The 13,972-nt window shown below is 43.0% G+C and carries 17 protein-coding genes and 1 other RNA gene; 1 reads left to right on the plus strand and 17 read right to left on the minus strand.

The annotated features are described in order from the left end of the window. Positions 1 to 123 precede the first annotated feature (123 nt). A complete protein-coding gene (locus WA1_RS46495) occupies positions 124 to 312 on the plus strand; it encodes a hypothetical protein (protein ID WP_017744921.1) in 189 nt (62 codons plus the stop codon). Between the two features lie 94 nt (positions 313 to 406). Here the strand turns inward: WA1_RS46495 and WA1_RS46500 are convergent, their stop codons facing one another. From WA1_RS46500 to WA1_RS46575, 17 genes are all read right to left on the minus strand, one after another. Beyond that, positions 407 to 790 (minus strand): type II toxin-antitoxin system VapC family toxin, encoded by a 384-nt coding sequence (locus tag WA1_RS46500; protein ID WP_017744922.1) that lies wholly within the window; start codon positions 788 to 790, stop codon positions 407 to 409. Continuing rightward, entirely contained in the window at positions 790 to 1,056 is a 267-nt protein-coding gene (locus WA1_RS46505) for a hypothetical protein (protein ID WP_017744923.1), read from the minus strand. Before WA1_RS46505 ends, WA1_RS46500 begins: the two co-directional genes overlap by 1 nt. Before the next feature lie 41 nt (positions 1,057 to 1,097). Next, positions 1,098 to 1,229: a hypothetical protein gene (locus WA1_RS61020; protein WP_272819370.1), complete on the minus strand. Its 132-nt coding sequence runs from the start codon at positions 1,227 to 1,229 to the stop codon at positions 1,098 to 1,100. A gap of 77 nt (positions 1,230 to 1,306) precedes the next feature. Next, the gene (locus WA1_RS46510; RefSeq protein WP_017744924.1) at positions 1,307 to 2,113 is read right to left on the minus strand and encodes a superoxide dismutase; all 807 of its coding nucleotides are present in this window, start codon (positions 2,111 to 2,113) and stop codon (positions 1,307 to 1,309) included. Positions 2,114 to 2,347: 234 nt separating this feature from the next. Further along, positions 2,348 to 3,775, minus strand: coding sequence for a hypothetical protein (locus WA1_RS46515; protein WP_017744925.1), 1,428 nt, complete (start codon positions 3,773 to 3,775; stop codon positions 2,348 to 2,350). Positions 3,776 to 3,831: 56 nt separating this feature from the next. Further along, a complete protein-coding gene (locus WA1_RS46520; RefSeq protein WP_033335627.1) occupies positions 3,832 to 4,620 on the minus strand; it encodes an FHA domain-containing protein in 789 nt (262 codons plus the stop codon). A 493-nt stretch (positions 4,621 to 5,113) separates the two neighbouring features. Next, positions 5,114 to 5,395: a hypothetical protein gene (locus WA1_RS46525; protein WP_017744927.1), complete on the minus strand. Its 282-nt coding sequence runs from the start codon at positions 5,393 to 5,395 to the stop codon at positions 5,114 to 5,116. 269 nt (positions 5,396 to 5,664) lie between these two features. Next, positions 5,665 to 6,050, minus strand: a transfer-messenger RNA (tmRNA) gene (gene ssrA / locus WA1_RS46530). A 120-nt stretch (positions 6,051 to 6,170) separates the two neighbouring features. Further along, complete coding sequence (locus tag WA1_RS46535) at positions 6,171 to 7,118, minus strand: F0F1 ATP synthase subunit gamma (RefSeq protein ID WP_017744928.1); 948 nt, start codon at positions 7,116 to 7,118, stop codon at positions 6,171 to 6,173. An 85-nt stretch (positions 7,119 to 7,203) separates the two neighbouring features. Further along, on the minus strand, positions 7,204 to 8,724 hold the full coding sequence (gene atpA / locus WA1_RS46540) for a F0F1 ATP synthase subunit alpha (RefSeq protein WP_017744929.1): 1,521 nt from the start codon (positions 8,722 to 8,724) through the stop codon (positions 7,204 to 7,206). 124 nt (positions 8,725 to 8,848) lie between these two features. Further along, on the minus strand, positions 8,849 to 9,403 hold the full coding sequence (atpH, locus tag WA1_RS46545; protein ID WP_017744930.1) for an ATP synthase F1 subunit delta: 555 nt from the start codon (positions 9,401 to 9,403) through the stop codon (positions 8,849 to 8,851). Next, positions 9,403 to 9,954, minus strand: a complete 552-nt coding sequence (locus WA1_RS46550; RefSeq protein WP_017744931.1) for a F0F1 ATP synthase subunit B — start codon at positions 9,952 to 9,954, stop codon at positions 9,403 to 9,405. The genes atpH and WA1_RS46550 overlap by 1 nt, the downstream gene beginning before the upstream one ends. Before the next feature lie 132 nt (positions 9,955 to 10,086). Then, entirely contained in the window at positions 10,087 to 10,512 is a 426-nt protein-coding gene (locus WA1_RS46555; RefSeq protein ID WP_017744932.1) for a F0F1 ATP synthase subunit B', read from the minus strand. Between the two features lie 164 nt (positions 10,513 to 10,676). Further along, a complete protein-coding gene (gene atpE / locus WA1_RS46560; protein ID WP_008233924.1) occupies positions 10,677 to 10,922 on the minus strand; it encodes an ATP synthase F0 subunit C in 246 nt (81 codons plus the stop codon). A gap of 113 nt (positions 10,923 to 11,035) precedes the next feature. Beyond that, positions 11,036 to 11,791 (minus strand): F0F1 ATP synthase subunit A, encoded by a 756-nt coding sequence (gene atpB / locus WA1_RS46565; RefSeq protein WP_017744933.1) that lies wholly within the window; start codon positions 11,789 to 11,791, stop codon positions 11,036 to 11,038. Positions 11,792 to 11,880: 89 nt separating this feature from the next. Then, positions 11,881 to 12,384, minus strand: a complete 504-nt coding sequence (locus tag WA1_RS46570; RefSeq protein WP_051077068.1) for an ATP synthase subunit I — start codon at positions 12,382 to 12,384, stop codon at positions 11,881 to 11,883. A 390-nt stretch (positions 12,385 to 12,774) separates the two neighbouring features. Continuing rightward, positions 12,775 to 13,965 (minus strand): class I SAM-dependent methyltransferase, encoded by a 1,191-nt coding sequence (locus tag WA1_RS46575; RefSeq protein ID WP_017744935.1) that lies wholly within the window; start codon positions 13,963 to 13,965, stop codon positions 12,775 to 12,777. Between the last annotated feature and the right edge of the window lie 7 nt (positions 13,966 to 13,972).

Consider the following 13,972-nt stretch of genomic DNA (forward strand, 5'->3'; position numbering starts at 1 on the left):
CTATCTAATTTGTATATTTCTATTGGGCATTAGTCACATAATTTAACATAGCCTACTTGTCCACAGCGACAGCCCAATAGAAGATTTACACTACGCGTTGGCTTTAGAAAAAATGGTGAGCTTGTGGCAACAGTAAATTATAAACAAACAGGGAAATATCTCCCACCTAAGATATTTATTTTGGGAATATGTTTTGTTCCTGGAATAACTGAAATTAGCGGCGAACAGTTAACTGAAATCCGGCAATTTATCAAGAGCGATCGTTTGCTTCAGCATTATTTGGAGCAGAAAATTTTGATCCTCCACGATTGAAGATTTCGCCCCTTAAACTTGTTTCGCTTGAGCTTAACTTGTTGGCTGTACCACAAAAGGTTTACCCCCACATACGGTACGGGGGCAATAAGAGCTATGAGTACAAAATTGCTATACTCTCAAAAGGATTCAACAACTGTAAGCTCTCAATCCATTGAAAATCTTTCATGTTTCGCGTAACCAGCTTTAGATTATGCGATAATGCAGTTCCCGCAATAATGGCATCCCCTAAGCTCATGCGTCGTATTTGTCGTAACGCGACTGCTCGATCCAGTACGGGTTGGGAAATAGGGATAACTAGCGATACCGAGAAAAATTCTTCAAGAAACTGTTGTTCTATATCGCTCAGGCGATGATAACCTAGTGTTTCCACGTAGCTCAAAGCTGAAACCGCAGGCTCCTGTTCTGCAATAAACTCACGTAGCCTGCTATTTTCAAGTTGAGCCGCATAAATAATAATATTGCTATCCAGAAGCATTATTCATTCCGACCAGGAAGTTCTCGATCTTGTCGCACATCTTGCTGCCAAGCTACTGGATCGATTTCTGCAAAAGCTTGTGCTTGTGCTAGCTTCTCCAACACTGCTGCCATCCGTTGACCGCGCCCATTCTTCTCTTGCATTGGCTCTTCTTCGAGAATTGTAACTAGCACTTGCACTGGGCGACTGTCTTTAGACAAGCGCTGCACTTCTTCCCCCCACTCCAATGAGTCTCCCCTTAAGGTTGCTCTAAACGTTTGTAACATAACGAAATTTTAGAATTTGATGGTGTACCAATAGCTCGATTCTAACCTTTCACATAATTTACACCAAACTTTTGTTGCACGAAGAATGCGATCGCATATTGACCGAGCGTTTCTAGCAGTTGGTTGGTAATGTTTGGATGCAGGCATGGACAGTTAAAGAGGAGCAGGAGCAATGTGAACTACTCTTAAAATGCCCATTTCTCTCATCCTTCTAACTCACCAATTAAGTGTACTGGTCACTGGTCACTGATTACTTGACTTGTGCTCGCTTGTTGACTTCCGACCAGTTCACTATATTCCACCACTTCTCTAAATACTCAGCGCGACGATTGCGGTATTTGAGGTAATATGCATGTTCCCACACGTCATTACCCATAATCGGGTAAGAGCCTTCAGCAATCGGGTTGTCTTGATTGGGTGTGGGTACAATTTGCAGTTGACCTTGGGGATTACGCACTAACCAAACCCAACCACTACCGAATTGCTTTGCTCCTGCTTCGTTAAATTGTTTCTTAAAGGCATCAAAGCTACCGAAAGTTTGATTAATTTCTGTTGCTATTGCTCCTGTTGGTTCCCCACCACCTTTGGGACTCATAAGCTGCCAAAAAATAGTATGGTTGAGATGTCCGCCACCGTTGTTGCGTACTGTGTTACGAATATCCTCAGGTACATTGTTTAAGTCACGCAATAAAGATTCTACACTTCTGTTTTGCAGTTCGGTATGCTTCTTTAATGCATCGTTCAGATTGTTAACGTATGCTGCATGGTGCTTGTCGTGATGCAGTTTCATAGTTTCTGCATCAATAACTTTCTCTAGCGCTTCATAAGCATAGGGTAATGGCGGTAACTGTGCGGGGGTTTCCAGTTCGCGATCGACATAGGCTACAGGTAGAGCTGGTGCGGTTTGAGCTTGTGTGGCTGCGGGTGTGGCTGCAGTTGTCTCTGCTGGAGATGGTGACTCAGCTGTTGGTGCTGTTGGCTGACAAGAAGCGAGTAGTGCAAACAGCAAGATTCCTATCAAAAGGTAATTTATTTTTTGCCACAAAAACCTCACCATATCTTAGGCTCCAAATCTATATACTAATACATTGCTGGCTATTATTAGCACTATATTCAGTATATTATTTTTCGTTGTTTTGGGATCTGTAAATTGTAAATTATAGGACTTACGCACTGTACAAATTACACACCATACGTATCAACGGATAATGGTCGTTTTAGACTAATAGGGGCGCAAGGTCTTGCGCCCCTACGGTAGGTGGAGAAAGCTCTCATTCTTAAAAGACAGTTATTACCTCTTCTTCTTCTGCTTGCCCTTTGAAGAATTATTTCTATCAAACAAATCTGCTGCTTGCATGAGCGGAGACTTACGTTTCTTGGGTGGCTTTTCTGATTTTATATCAGGTGGCTCAGATGGTCTTGGATTTGGCAAAAATTGTGATTCTTCCTCATCAGTTATATCCAAATCAAAATCTTTAAATTGATTGTAAAAGGACTCAAGATTACCTTTCCCTGGTTCAGTTGCAAGAGGAGTCACTTTTTCAATACTCCTAGCAAACAAGGTAGCTTCAGCAGTAAAATCAGCCTCAGATACACTATCGGGAGGTAGCCAGCGATGGACAAAATCTAACTGCCACAAGTACTTATCAAAAAATTCAATCATTTTTTGTTTAAGTACATTTGTCACAGCAATTGCCTGTTGATGTACTGCTTGTCCAATGACTTGCTTGTTCAATAAAAAGTCATAGACATAAGGAGTTCCCCAAAGTACGGCGGCTGCTTCTGCTTGACCATCAGATAGTAAACCTCCAATCAACTGGGCAATGTGTTTGTCTAGTGTTTCTTCAGAAAAAGTAAAGAATTGATCGGGATAGCTCAATTGGTTGCGTGGTAATTTTCGGGAACTCAGAAATTCAAAAAAGGCTCCCCAAAGTCTTTGGCTTGTGATAAAACTGACTTGTTTTTGAACAGCCATATAGATAGAAAATGCCAATGATAAAGCACGTAGATTATCATCCCGTTTCTGCTCTGTTTTAAAATCAGCAAAAAATTGTTGATTGACTTCTATTTCTTTAGTTAAGTTGCGACGAACTTCCGCAATCCAAAGTTGAGACTCTTCTGTTACATACTGCTTGGCTGCATCACCAAATGCATCCCAATCAACTGTTTCACCTTGTTGCAACTGGCGATAAACTTTTTCCATAAGATCGATCAGGATGACACTAGCCAGTTCATCCTCTGTGCCAGGAAGCACTTCCTGTGAATTTTTGATCGGCTGATAAGTACTCTTGCATAAATCAACGATTTCTCGTGTTGCACCATAAAATCGCAGATACTCAACAAGGGAAGACATCATTTGATCGATGCTGCTAATAGGATCGTTCTTAAATTGAGCAAGACAGTAGCTCAAAAGTTCCGGTTGATTGGAAAAAAGGTAATACTTTACCTGTAGGGTATCAAGATATTGAAATTCTTGAGCATAAAGTTCTGGCTGCTGCTGCTGAACTTTTTCCATCAGTGCTAAAGCATCTGAAATGAGATTATTGCTACCCAACTCATCTACGAGTTCTACTAGCAATATCCCCAAATCGCTTTCCTCAATCACTTTTGATGGAATTGGGTTTTCTAGCGCCTCTACCATCAACAAATGTTTGTCTTTAGCAGAAGCAGCTTCGTAGTCAAGGCACCACTGCTGGGTGTTAGTCAAAATTAAAGACATAATTTAAACTGCAAGCATTGCGGCAATTAACATTGTATGCTTGACAATAACGCAGATTATTTTTTTCGCCCCTTAACAGGGAAACTGAAGTTTAGTAGTTTCTCCGTCGTATACAAGTGATATCCAGCTATTATCAGGATGGAACCTGCAAGGATAGCTAGCAGGGGTATTGGTGCAAAGGCTTTTTCACTGAACAACATAATTGAGATTCCCAAGCCCATCAAAAGCCATCCTACATTTTGGTTGATACGAGGCAAAGATAAAGCTCCGACGGCAGCAGAGCATAGTATAACACCTGGAAGACCCATTTTCATATCAATGAGTATATTCACTGCTAAAATCAAAACACCTAAAAGCATCACCATTATGCCTACAAATTTGTTAGAACGCTCCACAAGAGATGGTTTGGCGTTTGCCAACAATTCAACCTGAATCACTGTAGGAAAGTGGTTTAATGCAGTTTTATCAGATTGAGCAACCGCACTCTGTTTATTCAAAAATAAAAATGTTACGTTCCCCCCAGACCCCAAATCAATTTTGTCGCCAAAGTTGAGCTTATGGCGCTTTCCTGGCTTTAGCCTAATATTGTTAACAAATGTACCATTAGCGCTTCCCAGATCGACAAGACAGTATGTGCCTTTTTCTACATGAATTTCTGCATGAAGACGCGAAACAAAGTCAGCATTGGGTAAGTTAACAACATTGATATCTGGTACTATCTGGTCTTTTGGCTTACCAATACGAAGTACGGTAAAATTTAGTGGTAAGTCAAACGAAGTGTTCGTTTGAACGTGAAAAAGCTCTAAACTCAGTCCTGTTGGCTGTGCTCTAGTTGTGTTATGCATAACTTGTTCTACAGTTTCATGTATTAATTCATTTAAAAATAGCAATTCTTGTGTCTCAATTGTAATACTTGTACTGCCTGTGGATTATTATGTTTAGGTAATTTATTGTAGAAAATACGCAAAGTCAAATACCTTGTTAAAAAGCTTGCACCAAGCAGTCTTGAGGTCAATCGGTGCTTTAGTACAGCTTCGGCTTTATGAAAACTTGATATAGACAAAGTTTGTATAAATGAAAACTTGTTATCTGATAGGAATGCGAATCGCACGATTGTACTTTCGTACACCAAAACCAATGAAAATTTTCTTCTCCCATGCCCAATGCCCAATGCTCTATTTTTAAGTTAGTAGGCGTAATAGTATTAACCTATTTGTCTGTAGTTAATTACAGATTGGCAAAACTCTAAAAGTTCTTCTTCTTTAAAATCTCTCTTAGCAAAATTAGCCATTACGCTAACAAATTGAACATTTCCTGGGATGTAACCAATTGAGGAGTCTATTCTGTCCAAACTAGCAGTTCTGGGATGTAGCTTATGACTTTTAAGTGATACCTGTAGGGAGAAAAAGCATCCCTTCTAATGATGTTCCGTAAATAAGAAGTATCCTTATTTATCTTATCGCCAAAATTCATTAAACCTTTAAACTTTCCGTAACATGACTTAGAACAAAAATGCTGTCTTCCTAATTTTTCACTTCTCTTAACTTCAGCCAATCGCTTGGTAAATTCTTTACTACAAGCTGGATTTTCACAAATAACAAAAATTTCTGATTTACTCATAGCGATGGCAATATTACTCGGATAAGCGGAAATTATAACCCCGGTTTCGTACTTATTTACCGGGGTTCTGACACCTCAATTATCTTAACCGAGCAGTATTGATAGCAATCGTATTTTATTTTTAAATCTTACTCCCTTCTCGCCAGAAGATTACTTATGGAAGTTGGCAATGCCCACCCTACAAGTATCGATAATTTTAGAGAGGAAAAGGAGTAAAAGCAAACCCATCAGTAAAAGTTATCAACTGATGGGTGCGCCTTTAGATTAACTTATGGAGCTTATGGGAGTTGAACCCATGTCCGCAATGGGTATTCACCCCCCACTCATTCACAGGTTTAGCCCTTTTTACCCTCAGGGCGGGGATCGTTCTTTATCCCGAACGGTAGGATGCTCTGATTAAGTCTTAGCTAGTCAGCCAATCAGAGAACACTGCTAGCGCATCCGTTGGGGGTTGCCTCTAGCCTTTAACGGAGTCAGACTAGAAGCGCTCGAACCAGTTAGAGGTTATTAGGCAGCTACAGGAGCTTGCTTACGAGCAAAAGGTACGATGTTGTTTGCATCTATTTTTTTGAGCCTTTGATTTTCGAGAGACGACTCACTCTCGACCTGAATCATAGAGCAGCTTTCGCCACCACGTCGAAACCGTTAAAGCCCCGTGTGGTTTATATGTTCTATTGTAGTACGGAATTTTCAAATGTGCCACTAGAAATTTTGGATTTTAGATTTTGGATTTTGGATTGAATCTAAAATCCAAAATCTAAAATCTAAAATCTATTTATTTTAGCGCTTCTGCACCACTCACCACCTCAAGAATTTGATCGGTAATTGAGGCTTGGCGTGCTTTGTTGTATGACCGGGTGAGAGTATTGATGAGTTCTTTAGCGTTGTCGCTAGCGCTACTCATTGCTGTCATCCGCGCTGCTAATTCGCTAGCAGCAGATTCTTGCAGTGCTCGCAGTAACTGGTTACTCAGATACAGAGGTAGCAGAGAATCCAGAATTTGTACGGGGTCTTGCTCAAAAATCATGTCGCGAGGCAAAGTCCGTGTTGGGGTAGCTACTTTTGAGCGTTCTACCTCAAATTGACCGCCACGGGTTGTTAAGCGGAAAATTTCATCATCTTGTGCTTCCAAGCCCTGTGGGTCAAGAGGAAGCAGGGTCTGTACTACAGGACGAGAACTGACCAAAGAGACGAACTTGGTGTATACTAACTCAATCCGGTCTACTTTTTCAGACAAGAACAAGGAGAGTAGTTCGTCAGAAATCTTTGTGGCTTCTGCTGCAGTAGGAATTTGCTCTAAGCCAGTGTAGGTTGCATCAATAGGTTGCTCTCGGCGTTGGAAGTACTGACCGGCTTTGCGTCCTACAATGACAAATGTGTAATCAAGACCTTCTGCCTTGATTTCTTTGGCACGGTTTTCAGCACGCTTAATAATGTTGTTGTTGTAACCGCCGCACAATCCCCGATCGCCTGAAATCACGAGCATCCCTACTGACCGCACTTCTCTTTTCCGCAGTAGGGGGAGGTCTGCATCTTCAAACCGCAAGCGGGTTTGCAAACCATACAGTACCTGAGCCAAGCGGTCTGCAAAGGGGCGGGTTGCAATCACCTGTTCTTGAGCGCGACGTACCCTAGCAGCAGCCACGAGCCGCATGGCTTCTGTAATTTTCTTGGTATTTTTGACCGACTGAATGCGATCGCGTATTGCTTTTAGATTTGGCATAATTCGATTTTAGATTTTAGATTTTAGATTTTGGATTTAGGACTTTAGATTCAATCCAAAATCCCAAATCCCAAATCCAAAATTGTTACGCTGTTGCTAAGAAGGTCTTCTTGAATTCGGTAATTGCTTCCTTGAGGGCTTTTTCCTCATCATCACCTAGAACTTTCTTTGCCTTTACGCTATCTGTATACTGAGGCTTCCCAGTCTTCAAATATTCGCGCAGACCCTTAGCAAAAGCAGTCACTTTGTTTGCTGGTACATCATCTAAGTAACCGTTAATACCAGCGTAAAGAAGAGCAACTTGCTCGTGAACTGATAGAGGCGAGTTTTGTGGCTGTTTCAAGAGTTCCCGCAAACGAGCACCTCTTGCCAACTGGTCTTGAGTGGCTTTATCTAGGTCAGAAGCGAATTGTGAGAAAGCTTGCAATTCGTCAAACTGAGCTAACTCCAACTTCAACTTACCAGCAACTTTTTTCATTGCCTTTGTTTGAGCAGCTGAACCCACCCGCGATACAGAAATACCGGGGTTAATCGCCGGACGGATACCAGCGTTAAACAAGTCAGAGGACAAGAATATCTGACCGTCTGTGATGGAAATCACGTTGGTGGGGATGTAAGCAGATACGTCCCCTGCTTGGGTTTCGATGATGGGTAGAGCCGTCATGCTACCAGCACCGAGTTCATCGTTGAGTTTAGCCGCCCGTTCCAACAAGCGGGAGTGGATGTAGAAAACGTCTCCAGGGTAAGCTTCCCGTCCGGGTGGACGACGCAGCAGCAGGGACATTTGGCGATAAGCTTGAGCCTGCTTGGAAAGGTCATCATAAATCACCAAGGTCGCTTTCCCTTTGTACATAAAGTACTCAGCAAGGGTAGCACCAGTGTAAGGAGCCAAATATTGCAGGGTAGCGGCGTCACTGGCATTGGCGGCGACAACAATTGTGTATGCCATTGCGCCTTTGTCCTGCAGTGTTTGTACCACGTTAGCTACAGTAGACGCCTTTTGACCGATCGCAACGTAAACGCAAATCACATTCTCTTCCTTTTGGTTGAGGATAGTGTCAATTGCGATCGCAGTTTTTCCAGTTTGGCGGTCACCAATAATCAATTCCCGTTGACCGCGACCAACGGGAATCATTGCGTCAATAGCTGTGATCCCCGTTTGCATGGGTTCGTGTACGGAACGACGAGCCACAATCCCCGGTGCTGGTGATTCAATCAAACGGGTTTCTGTGGTTCTGATTTCCCCTTTGCCATCAATTGGACGACCGAGAGAATCTACAACTCGTCCAATCATCGCTTCCCCTACTGGCACCTGAGCAATTCTGCCAGTTGCAGTTACGGAGCTACCTTCTTGAATTTGACGACCATCACCGATAAGCACCGCACCCACGTTGTCTTCTTCCAAGTTTTGGGCGATGCCAACAGTGCCGTCTTCAAACTCTAGTAGCTCGCTTGCCATGGCCTTGTCGAGACCATAGATGCGGGCAATACCGTCACCCACTTGTAGAACAGTACCAACATTATTTACCTTGACTTGTTGGTCGTATTGTTCTATCTGTTGCTGAATAATGTTGCTGATTTCGTCTGGTCTGATGCTAATTGCCATTTGTCTTACTCTTAGAACTTGGAACTCTACTAAAAACTCAGGGAGTAGGGAGTAGGGAGTAGGAATTGGCTGCTTACTTACCCCATTTCCTATTCCCCATTCCCCATTCCCACTCCCTCATTAATTAGCCGCTAGTTAAGCGTAATGATAAGCGGCGCAGCTGACCCCGTATACTGGCGTCAATCACTTGAGATCCTACTCTAATGATGACACCTCCAATCAAATCGCGGTCAATTTTTGTATCCAATTCCACTTCACGAGCATTAGTCAACGCAATGACTTTTTCTCTGACAGATTGTTGCTGTGCTTCAGTGAGGGAAACCGCAGAAACTACTTCCGCAAGAACAGTTTGTTTTAGTTGCCGCAACAGCGTTAAATATTGCTGACAAATTGGTTCGAGCAATGAAATCCGCCTTCTATCTACCAGCAGCAGTAAAAAATTCCGGAAGTAGGTATCAGCACCATCTCCAAGGATGCGGGTGATGACAGCTTTTTTATCTTCTAGCTTCACAAACGGGTTAATCAGAAAGCTTCGCAATTCCTCACTTCCCGATAGCAAACCAAGTAACGAACGGACTTCTTCGCCGCAACGATCTGTCAGGTTTCTCGCTTGCGCTAGTGACATCAACGCCTGGGCGTAGGGATTGGCTATTTCAGATGTTGCTATTTTGCTTGTCATTAGCTCCCTCCGAGTAGCGCTATGCTGCGATCGATTAATCTATGTTGAGCATCGTCGGCAATTCCAGTCTGTAGTTGCGACTCGACTTTTTGCAATGCCATAGCGACGACTTGCGCTCTCACGAACGCGATCGCTTTATCCCTTTCCGCGTCCAAATCCCGAGATGCTGTTTCTTTCAAGCGTTGCACATCCTTAGCTGCCTCCGCCAGAATTGCTTCACGAGATGCGCGAGCATTTTCTTCAGACGCTTTGAGAATTTTCTGTGCTTCTGCTTGTGCCTGAGTCAGTCTTTGCTGAACCTCAAAGAGGGCGCTCGCTGCCTCCTTTGCACGCGCTTCTGCTTCCTGAATTGTCGCTTCAATATTTGAGCGCCGTTCGTTCAGGGTATTGCTTAAAACATTACGTCCAAAGTAGAATAATACGCCAACTAGAATCGCCAGGTTAATGATGTTGGTTTCTAGGATGTCCGTGTTCAGACCGAAACCACCTTCCGATTCTGTTCCTGCTAATGCCTCAGTGGCTAAAAATAAAACAGTCCCTATGATACCCATCTACAACTGCGCTGCTCCCTTGCTAGTTACGTTGAATTTTCCCCAAGGGAAAAAGTGTCAAATTGACACTCGAATGAAGCGCTGACCGGAGCAACGCCCCGTTGCGCGTATGCTTACACAGAACCGCTTTATCTAATAAGTTGGTTCCAGTAGTTTGTCTAGAATTTGCCTACTGAGAGCATCGACTTGTTGCTCTAATGAACGCAAAGCCTCTTGTTTTTGCTGGTCTATTTCTTGAGCCACCTGTTCTCGCTGAGCCTGAGCTTCTTTTTCCGCCTCAGCCACTTTTTCGGCAGTTATCTTTTGTGCTTCAGCCTGAGCTTGTGCTACAACAGATTGTGCTTGCCTGCGAGCGTCGGCTAGCTGCAACTCATAGTCTTTAGTTAAGCGCTCGGCTTTAGCCAAACGTTCTTTAGCTTCAAGATTATTCGTTCGGATGTAATTTTCCCGATCGTCCAGCGCTTTGGTAAGGGGCTTGTAGAAAATGACGTTCAATAAAGCTGCCAACAGCAGGAACTGCAATGCCATTACGGGCAAAGTAGCATCGAAATCAAACATTTCTCTCCTTATTCGGCTCGAACCGCTGTTTTTGTGGCATCTACAATCATCCAGCCTTTCATTTTAGAGACCCTATAGCTATCAAGGATCGACTAACTTATAAAGGTCTTGTCAGTTGTCAAGACTTGAACCATCGCGTCTCTACAACTGACAAGTTTTAACTCTTAGGAAAATGGGTTAGCAAACAATAGTACTAGGGCAATTACCAGACCGTAAATGGTCAGAGATTCCATGAATGCTAGGGTCAACAGCAAAGTTCCGCGAATTTTTCCTTCAGCTTCTGGCTGACGGGCAATACCTTCTACTGCTTGACCTGCAGCATTTCCTTGACCAATACCAGGTCCAATCGCAGCCAAACCAATCGCCAAAGCAGCAGCTAGAACTGAAGCAGCAGAAACTAATGGATCCATCTTGATTTCCTTACCTTTACTACAAAATGAATGGGTTTTGATTTGAGAGATTCTTAGATTTTAGATCGCGCCTTGAACTTAATATTCAGGCATCTAAAATCTTATTGAGTTGGTCAATGACCTTCGTGTTCTTCACCACCATGTCCCTCTAGTGCCTCGTGAACGTAAGCCGCAGCTAGGGTGGCAAAAACCAAGGCTTGAATGGCACTGGTAAATAATCCCAACGCCATGACTGGCAGAGGTACGAACAGAGGAACCAAGAGAACCAACACAGCCACAACTAACTCATCCGCCAAAATGTTACCAAATAGACGGAAGCTTAGGGATAGGGGCTTGGTGAAATCTTCAAGAATCGCGATCGGTAATAAAATGGGCGTCGGTTCTATATACTTTTTAAAGTAACCCAAACCGCGCTTGCTAAAACCGGCGTAAAAGTAAGCTAATGAAGTCAGTAACGCCAGTGCTACTGTCGTATTGATATCATTGGTCGGAGCAGCCAACTCTCCCGACGGCAATTTGAGGACCTTCCAAGGAATCAGAGCGCCTGACCAATTCGATACGAAGATAAACAGAAACAGCGTGCCGATGAATGGCACCCAGGGGCGGTACTCTTTCTCACCTATTTGATTTTTTGCCAGATCTCGAATAAATTCCAGGGCATATTCCATGAGATTCTGTATGCCGCTAGGAATTTTTTGGATGCTGCGAGTAGCTGCTAGTGAAGCTATTACTAAAATAGCAATTACAAACCAAGAGGTGAGAAAAACCTGCCCGTGCAGTTTCAGGTTACCCAATTGCCAGTAGAAATGATGACCCACTTCCAATGAGGCAAAAGGAAAGGAATAAAAAACGTTCAGAAAATTTAGCATTTTCTTTCCATGTCATTCGTTTCTCCAATCTTAACTGGAGATAAAGAGGCAAGCGATAAGTGAGCGATTACGGCTAAAGCTGTATCGCGTTATGGATTTTCCTCCCGAAAAGCACTCGCGCCATCGCCTTTTAAGGTCTGGTGGAGCTTTGACGAGTCAGGGATGAATGCCCCCCTAACTACGTAGATGAGAAGCGTACCTTTATAAGTGAGAAATCCCAAAAATATGGGCAACATTTGCAGTTTATTCCACTGTGATGCCAGTAGAATAACTCCTACTAATAAAGCTAACCGAGTTTTGCTCAGCTGGCTATTTTCTCTGCTCAAACGCTCAACATCTTTTGCCAACATCCTCAAGTAAACCACACCAGTGCATGCTCCAAGTAAATAATTCAGAGCAACGTTTCGGGAATAAAAAATCCATACGGAGATAAATACGATCCCTGTCAATACAAGAGTGATGAGTAACACTTCTCGGTAGAGATGGTAAAACTCTTGCATTGAGGAGCTTTTCGGTTCTGGGCTCTCCAAACCGGGCTTTGAATCTTGTCCTGTTGTCGGCGTGTATTTAATTGAGTCGTTTGACAAGCTCACGGGAGTTGAAACCAGTACAGTTATTTGTGTTGACTGTTTGCTCAGCCAGCTGAATCATATCACGATTGGGTAACAATACTTTAGAAAAAAACAATTAACTTATTGTCTGAAGAAAAAATTTAGTAGATGCGAATGCATAAAAAAGATTTTTAATACACAAGACTTGGGTAAAAAGAATAAATTTTTACCCTTTTATCCATTGATGAACTCCTAGATCCCCGACTTCTTGAAGAATTTGGGGATCTAACAGCGCGAATATTCTTCTAACTCTTATTTTACCGTTTTAGTGGTGTTGTGCATCTCAAGTTGGCAAGGTGATTATTTCAACCTAGATACGCACAAGCAAGAGCTTACAATGCTTGTGGGTAAAAATTTTCTTACCCCTACTCCCTATTCCCCACTCCCTACTCCCTTTAACATAATTAACTGTTGTTTAAGAAGCTCTCGCACCCTATCTAACTCTAACTGTACGCTTGCCAAAATTTCTCCCACTGTTGATTTCCCATCACAACTTTGTAAAAACTTTAACTCTGCTTCCAATAAATTAACAAGTTGGTAATCGTAGTTCAACAGACATTGACTGGGGAAACCTTCTATGCATGGATTTCTTTCTGGAATTGCTGCTAGTATTGTGTCTGAAGCTGACCAATCTGTTTTAGGTAGCGGTGGGCGGTTCAAAAAAAACTCGTAGTGACTCACTTCAGGATCTAATAACTCTATTAAGCGATAACGCTGGCGATCGCTCAACTCTTTTGTTCGCTCTACTAACTCCGGTGCTTTACTCAAAAGTCTCCCCAACTCCCAAAAACTGGGATTGGAAAAACCCACAAAATCCAACCCCGAAGCATCAATGAGTTCAAACAAAGTTTCTATGTTGTAATCAATTTCCTGAGGATGTACGTACATATCAGCAAAGCACTCATCCCGTTGATTTTCCAACAACCATCGTTCCCGTTCTCTTTTAAGAATGCGGTTATTATCTGGTAAAGAAGCAAATATTTGCCGTCCAACTCGAACACCATCGCGGTAATCGCCCCGCTTGTCACCTTGAAGGAGTGCGATCGCTTTTTGCATGAGTTGAATTTCCCAGCGTCCCAACTCTCCGTATACGAAGATATGCATCAAACCACCCGGAGCTAACTTCTTCGCCAAAGATTGAATGCCACGGATAGGATCGGGTAAGTGGTGAAGTACACCCACACAATTAATCAAATCAAACTCACCCGGTAACTGTTCCACGTCATACAAACTCAGGTGATGAAACTCCACACGATTTGTACCAGAACGCTGACAACGCTCTTTTGCCACTGCCAAAGCATTAGCACTAAGATCGATACCGACAACACGAGCATGAGGATTGAGGTGAACGAGATACTCAGTTCCCACCCCCGTACCGCAGCCAGCATCCAAGATACGGATATCCTGCTTGTGAGGTTTTTGACCCGTGCAAAAGTTATAAGCAGCCAACCAATTCCAGCGCCAATTGTAACCTGGGGGCGGTTCGTCCAATAATGGTTCAGGGGGGAAGGGGTAGGTGTTGTAAAGTTTAGCGACAGCAGCGCTAATCGTTTGATCGGACATAGTGAGC

The sequence above is a fragment of the Scytonema hofmannii PCC 7110 genome (genome assembly GCF_000346485.2).
GTDB lineage: Bacteria > Cyanobacteriota > Cyanobacteriia > Cyanobacteriales > Nostocaceae > Scytonema > Scytonema hofmannii.

What these genes read in the sequence shown, in the direction of transcription:
- WA1_RS46500 (WP_017744922.1), bottom strand. Translation starts at nt 790, where the DNA reads ATGCTTCTGGATAGCAATATTATTATTTATGCGGCTCAACTTGAAAAT.
- WA1_RS46505 (WP_017744923.1), bottom strand. Translation starts at nt 1,056, where the DNA reads ATGTTACAAACGTTTAGAGCAACCTTAAGGGGAGACTCATTGGAGTGG.
- WA1_RS46510 (WP_017744924.1), bottom strand. Translation starts at nt 2,113, where the DNA reads ATGGTGAGGTTTTTGTGGCAAAAAATAAATTACCTTTTGATAGGAATC.
- WA1_RS46515 (WP_017744925.1), bottom strand. Translation starts at nt 3,775, where the DNA reads ATGTCTTTAATTTTGACTAACACCCAGCAGTGGTGCCTTGACTACGAA.
- WA1_RS46520 (WP_033335627.1), bottom strand. Translation starts at nt 4,620, where the DNA reads ATGCATAACACAACTAGAGCACAGCCAACAGGACTGAGTTTAGAGCTT.
- WA1_RS46525 (WP_017744927.1), bottom strand. Translation starts at nt 5,395, where the DNA reads ATGAGTAAATCAGAAATTTTTGTTATTTGTGAAAATCCAGCTTGTAGT.
- WA1_RS46535 (WP_017744928.1), bottom strand. Translation starts at nt 7,118, where the DNA reads ATGCCAAATCTAAAAGCAATACGCGATCGCATTCAGTCGGTCAAAAAT.
- atpA (WP_017744929.1), bottom strand. Translation starts at nt 8,724, where the DNA reads ATGGCAATTAGCATCAGACCAGACGAAATCAGCAACATTATTCAGCAA.
- atpH (WP_017744930.1), bottom strand. Translation starts at nt 9,403, where the DNA reads ATGACAAGCAAAATAGCAACATCTGAAATAGCCAATCCCTACGCCCAG.
- WA1_RS46550 (WP_017744931.1), bottom strand. Translation starts at nt 9,954, where the DNA reads ATGGGTATCATAGGGACTGTTTTATTTTTAGCCACTGAGGCATTAGCA.
- WA1_RS46555 (WP_017744932.1), bottom strand. Translation starts at nt 10,512, where the DNA reads ATGTTTGATTTCGATGCTACTTTGCCCGTAATGGCATTGCAGTTCCTG.
- atpE (WP_008233924.1), bottom strand. Translation starts at nt 10,922, where the DNA reads ATGGATCCATTAGTTTCTGCTGCTTCAGTTCTAGCTGCTGCTTTGGCG.
- atpB (WP_017744933.1), bottom strand. Translation starts at nt 11,791, where the DNA reads ATGCTAAATTTTCTGAACGTTTTTTATTCCTTTCCTTTTGCCTCATTG.
- WA1_RS46575 (WP_017744935.1), bottom strand. Translation starts at nt 13,965, where the DNA reads ATGTCCGATCAAACGATTAGCGCTGCTGTCGCTAAACTTTACAACACC.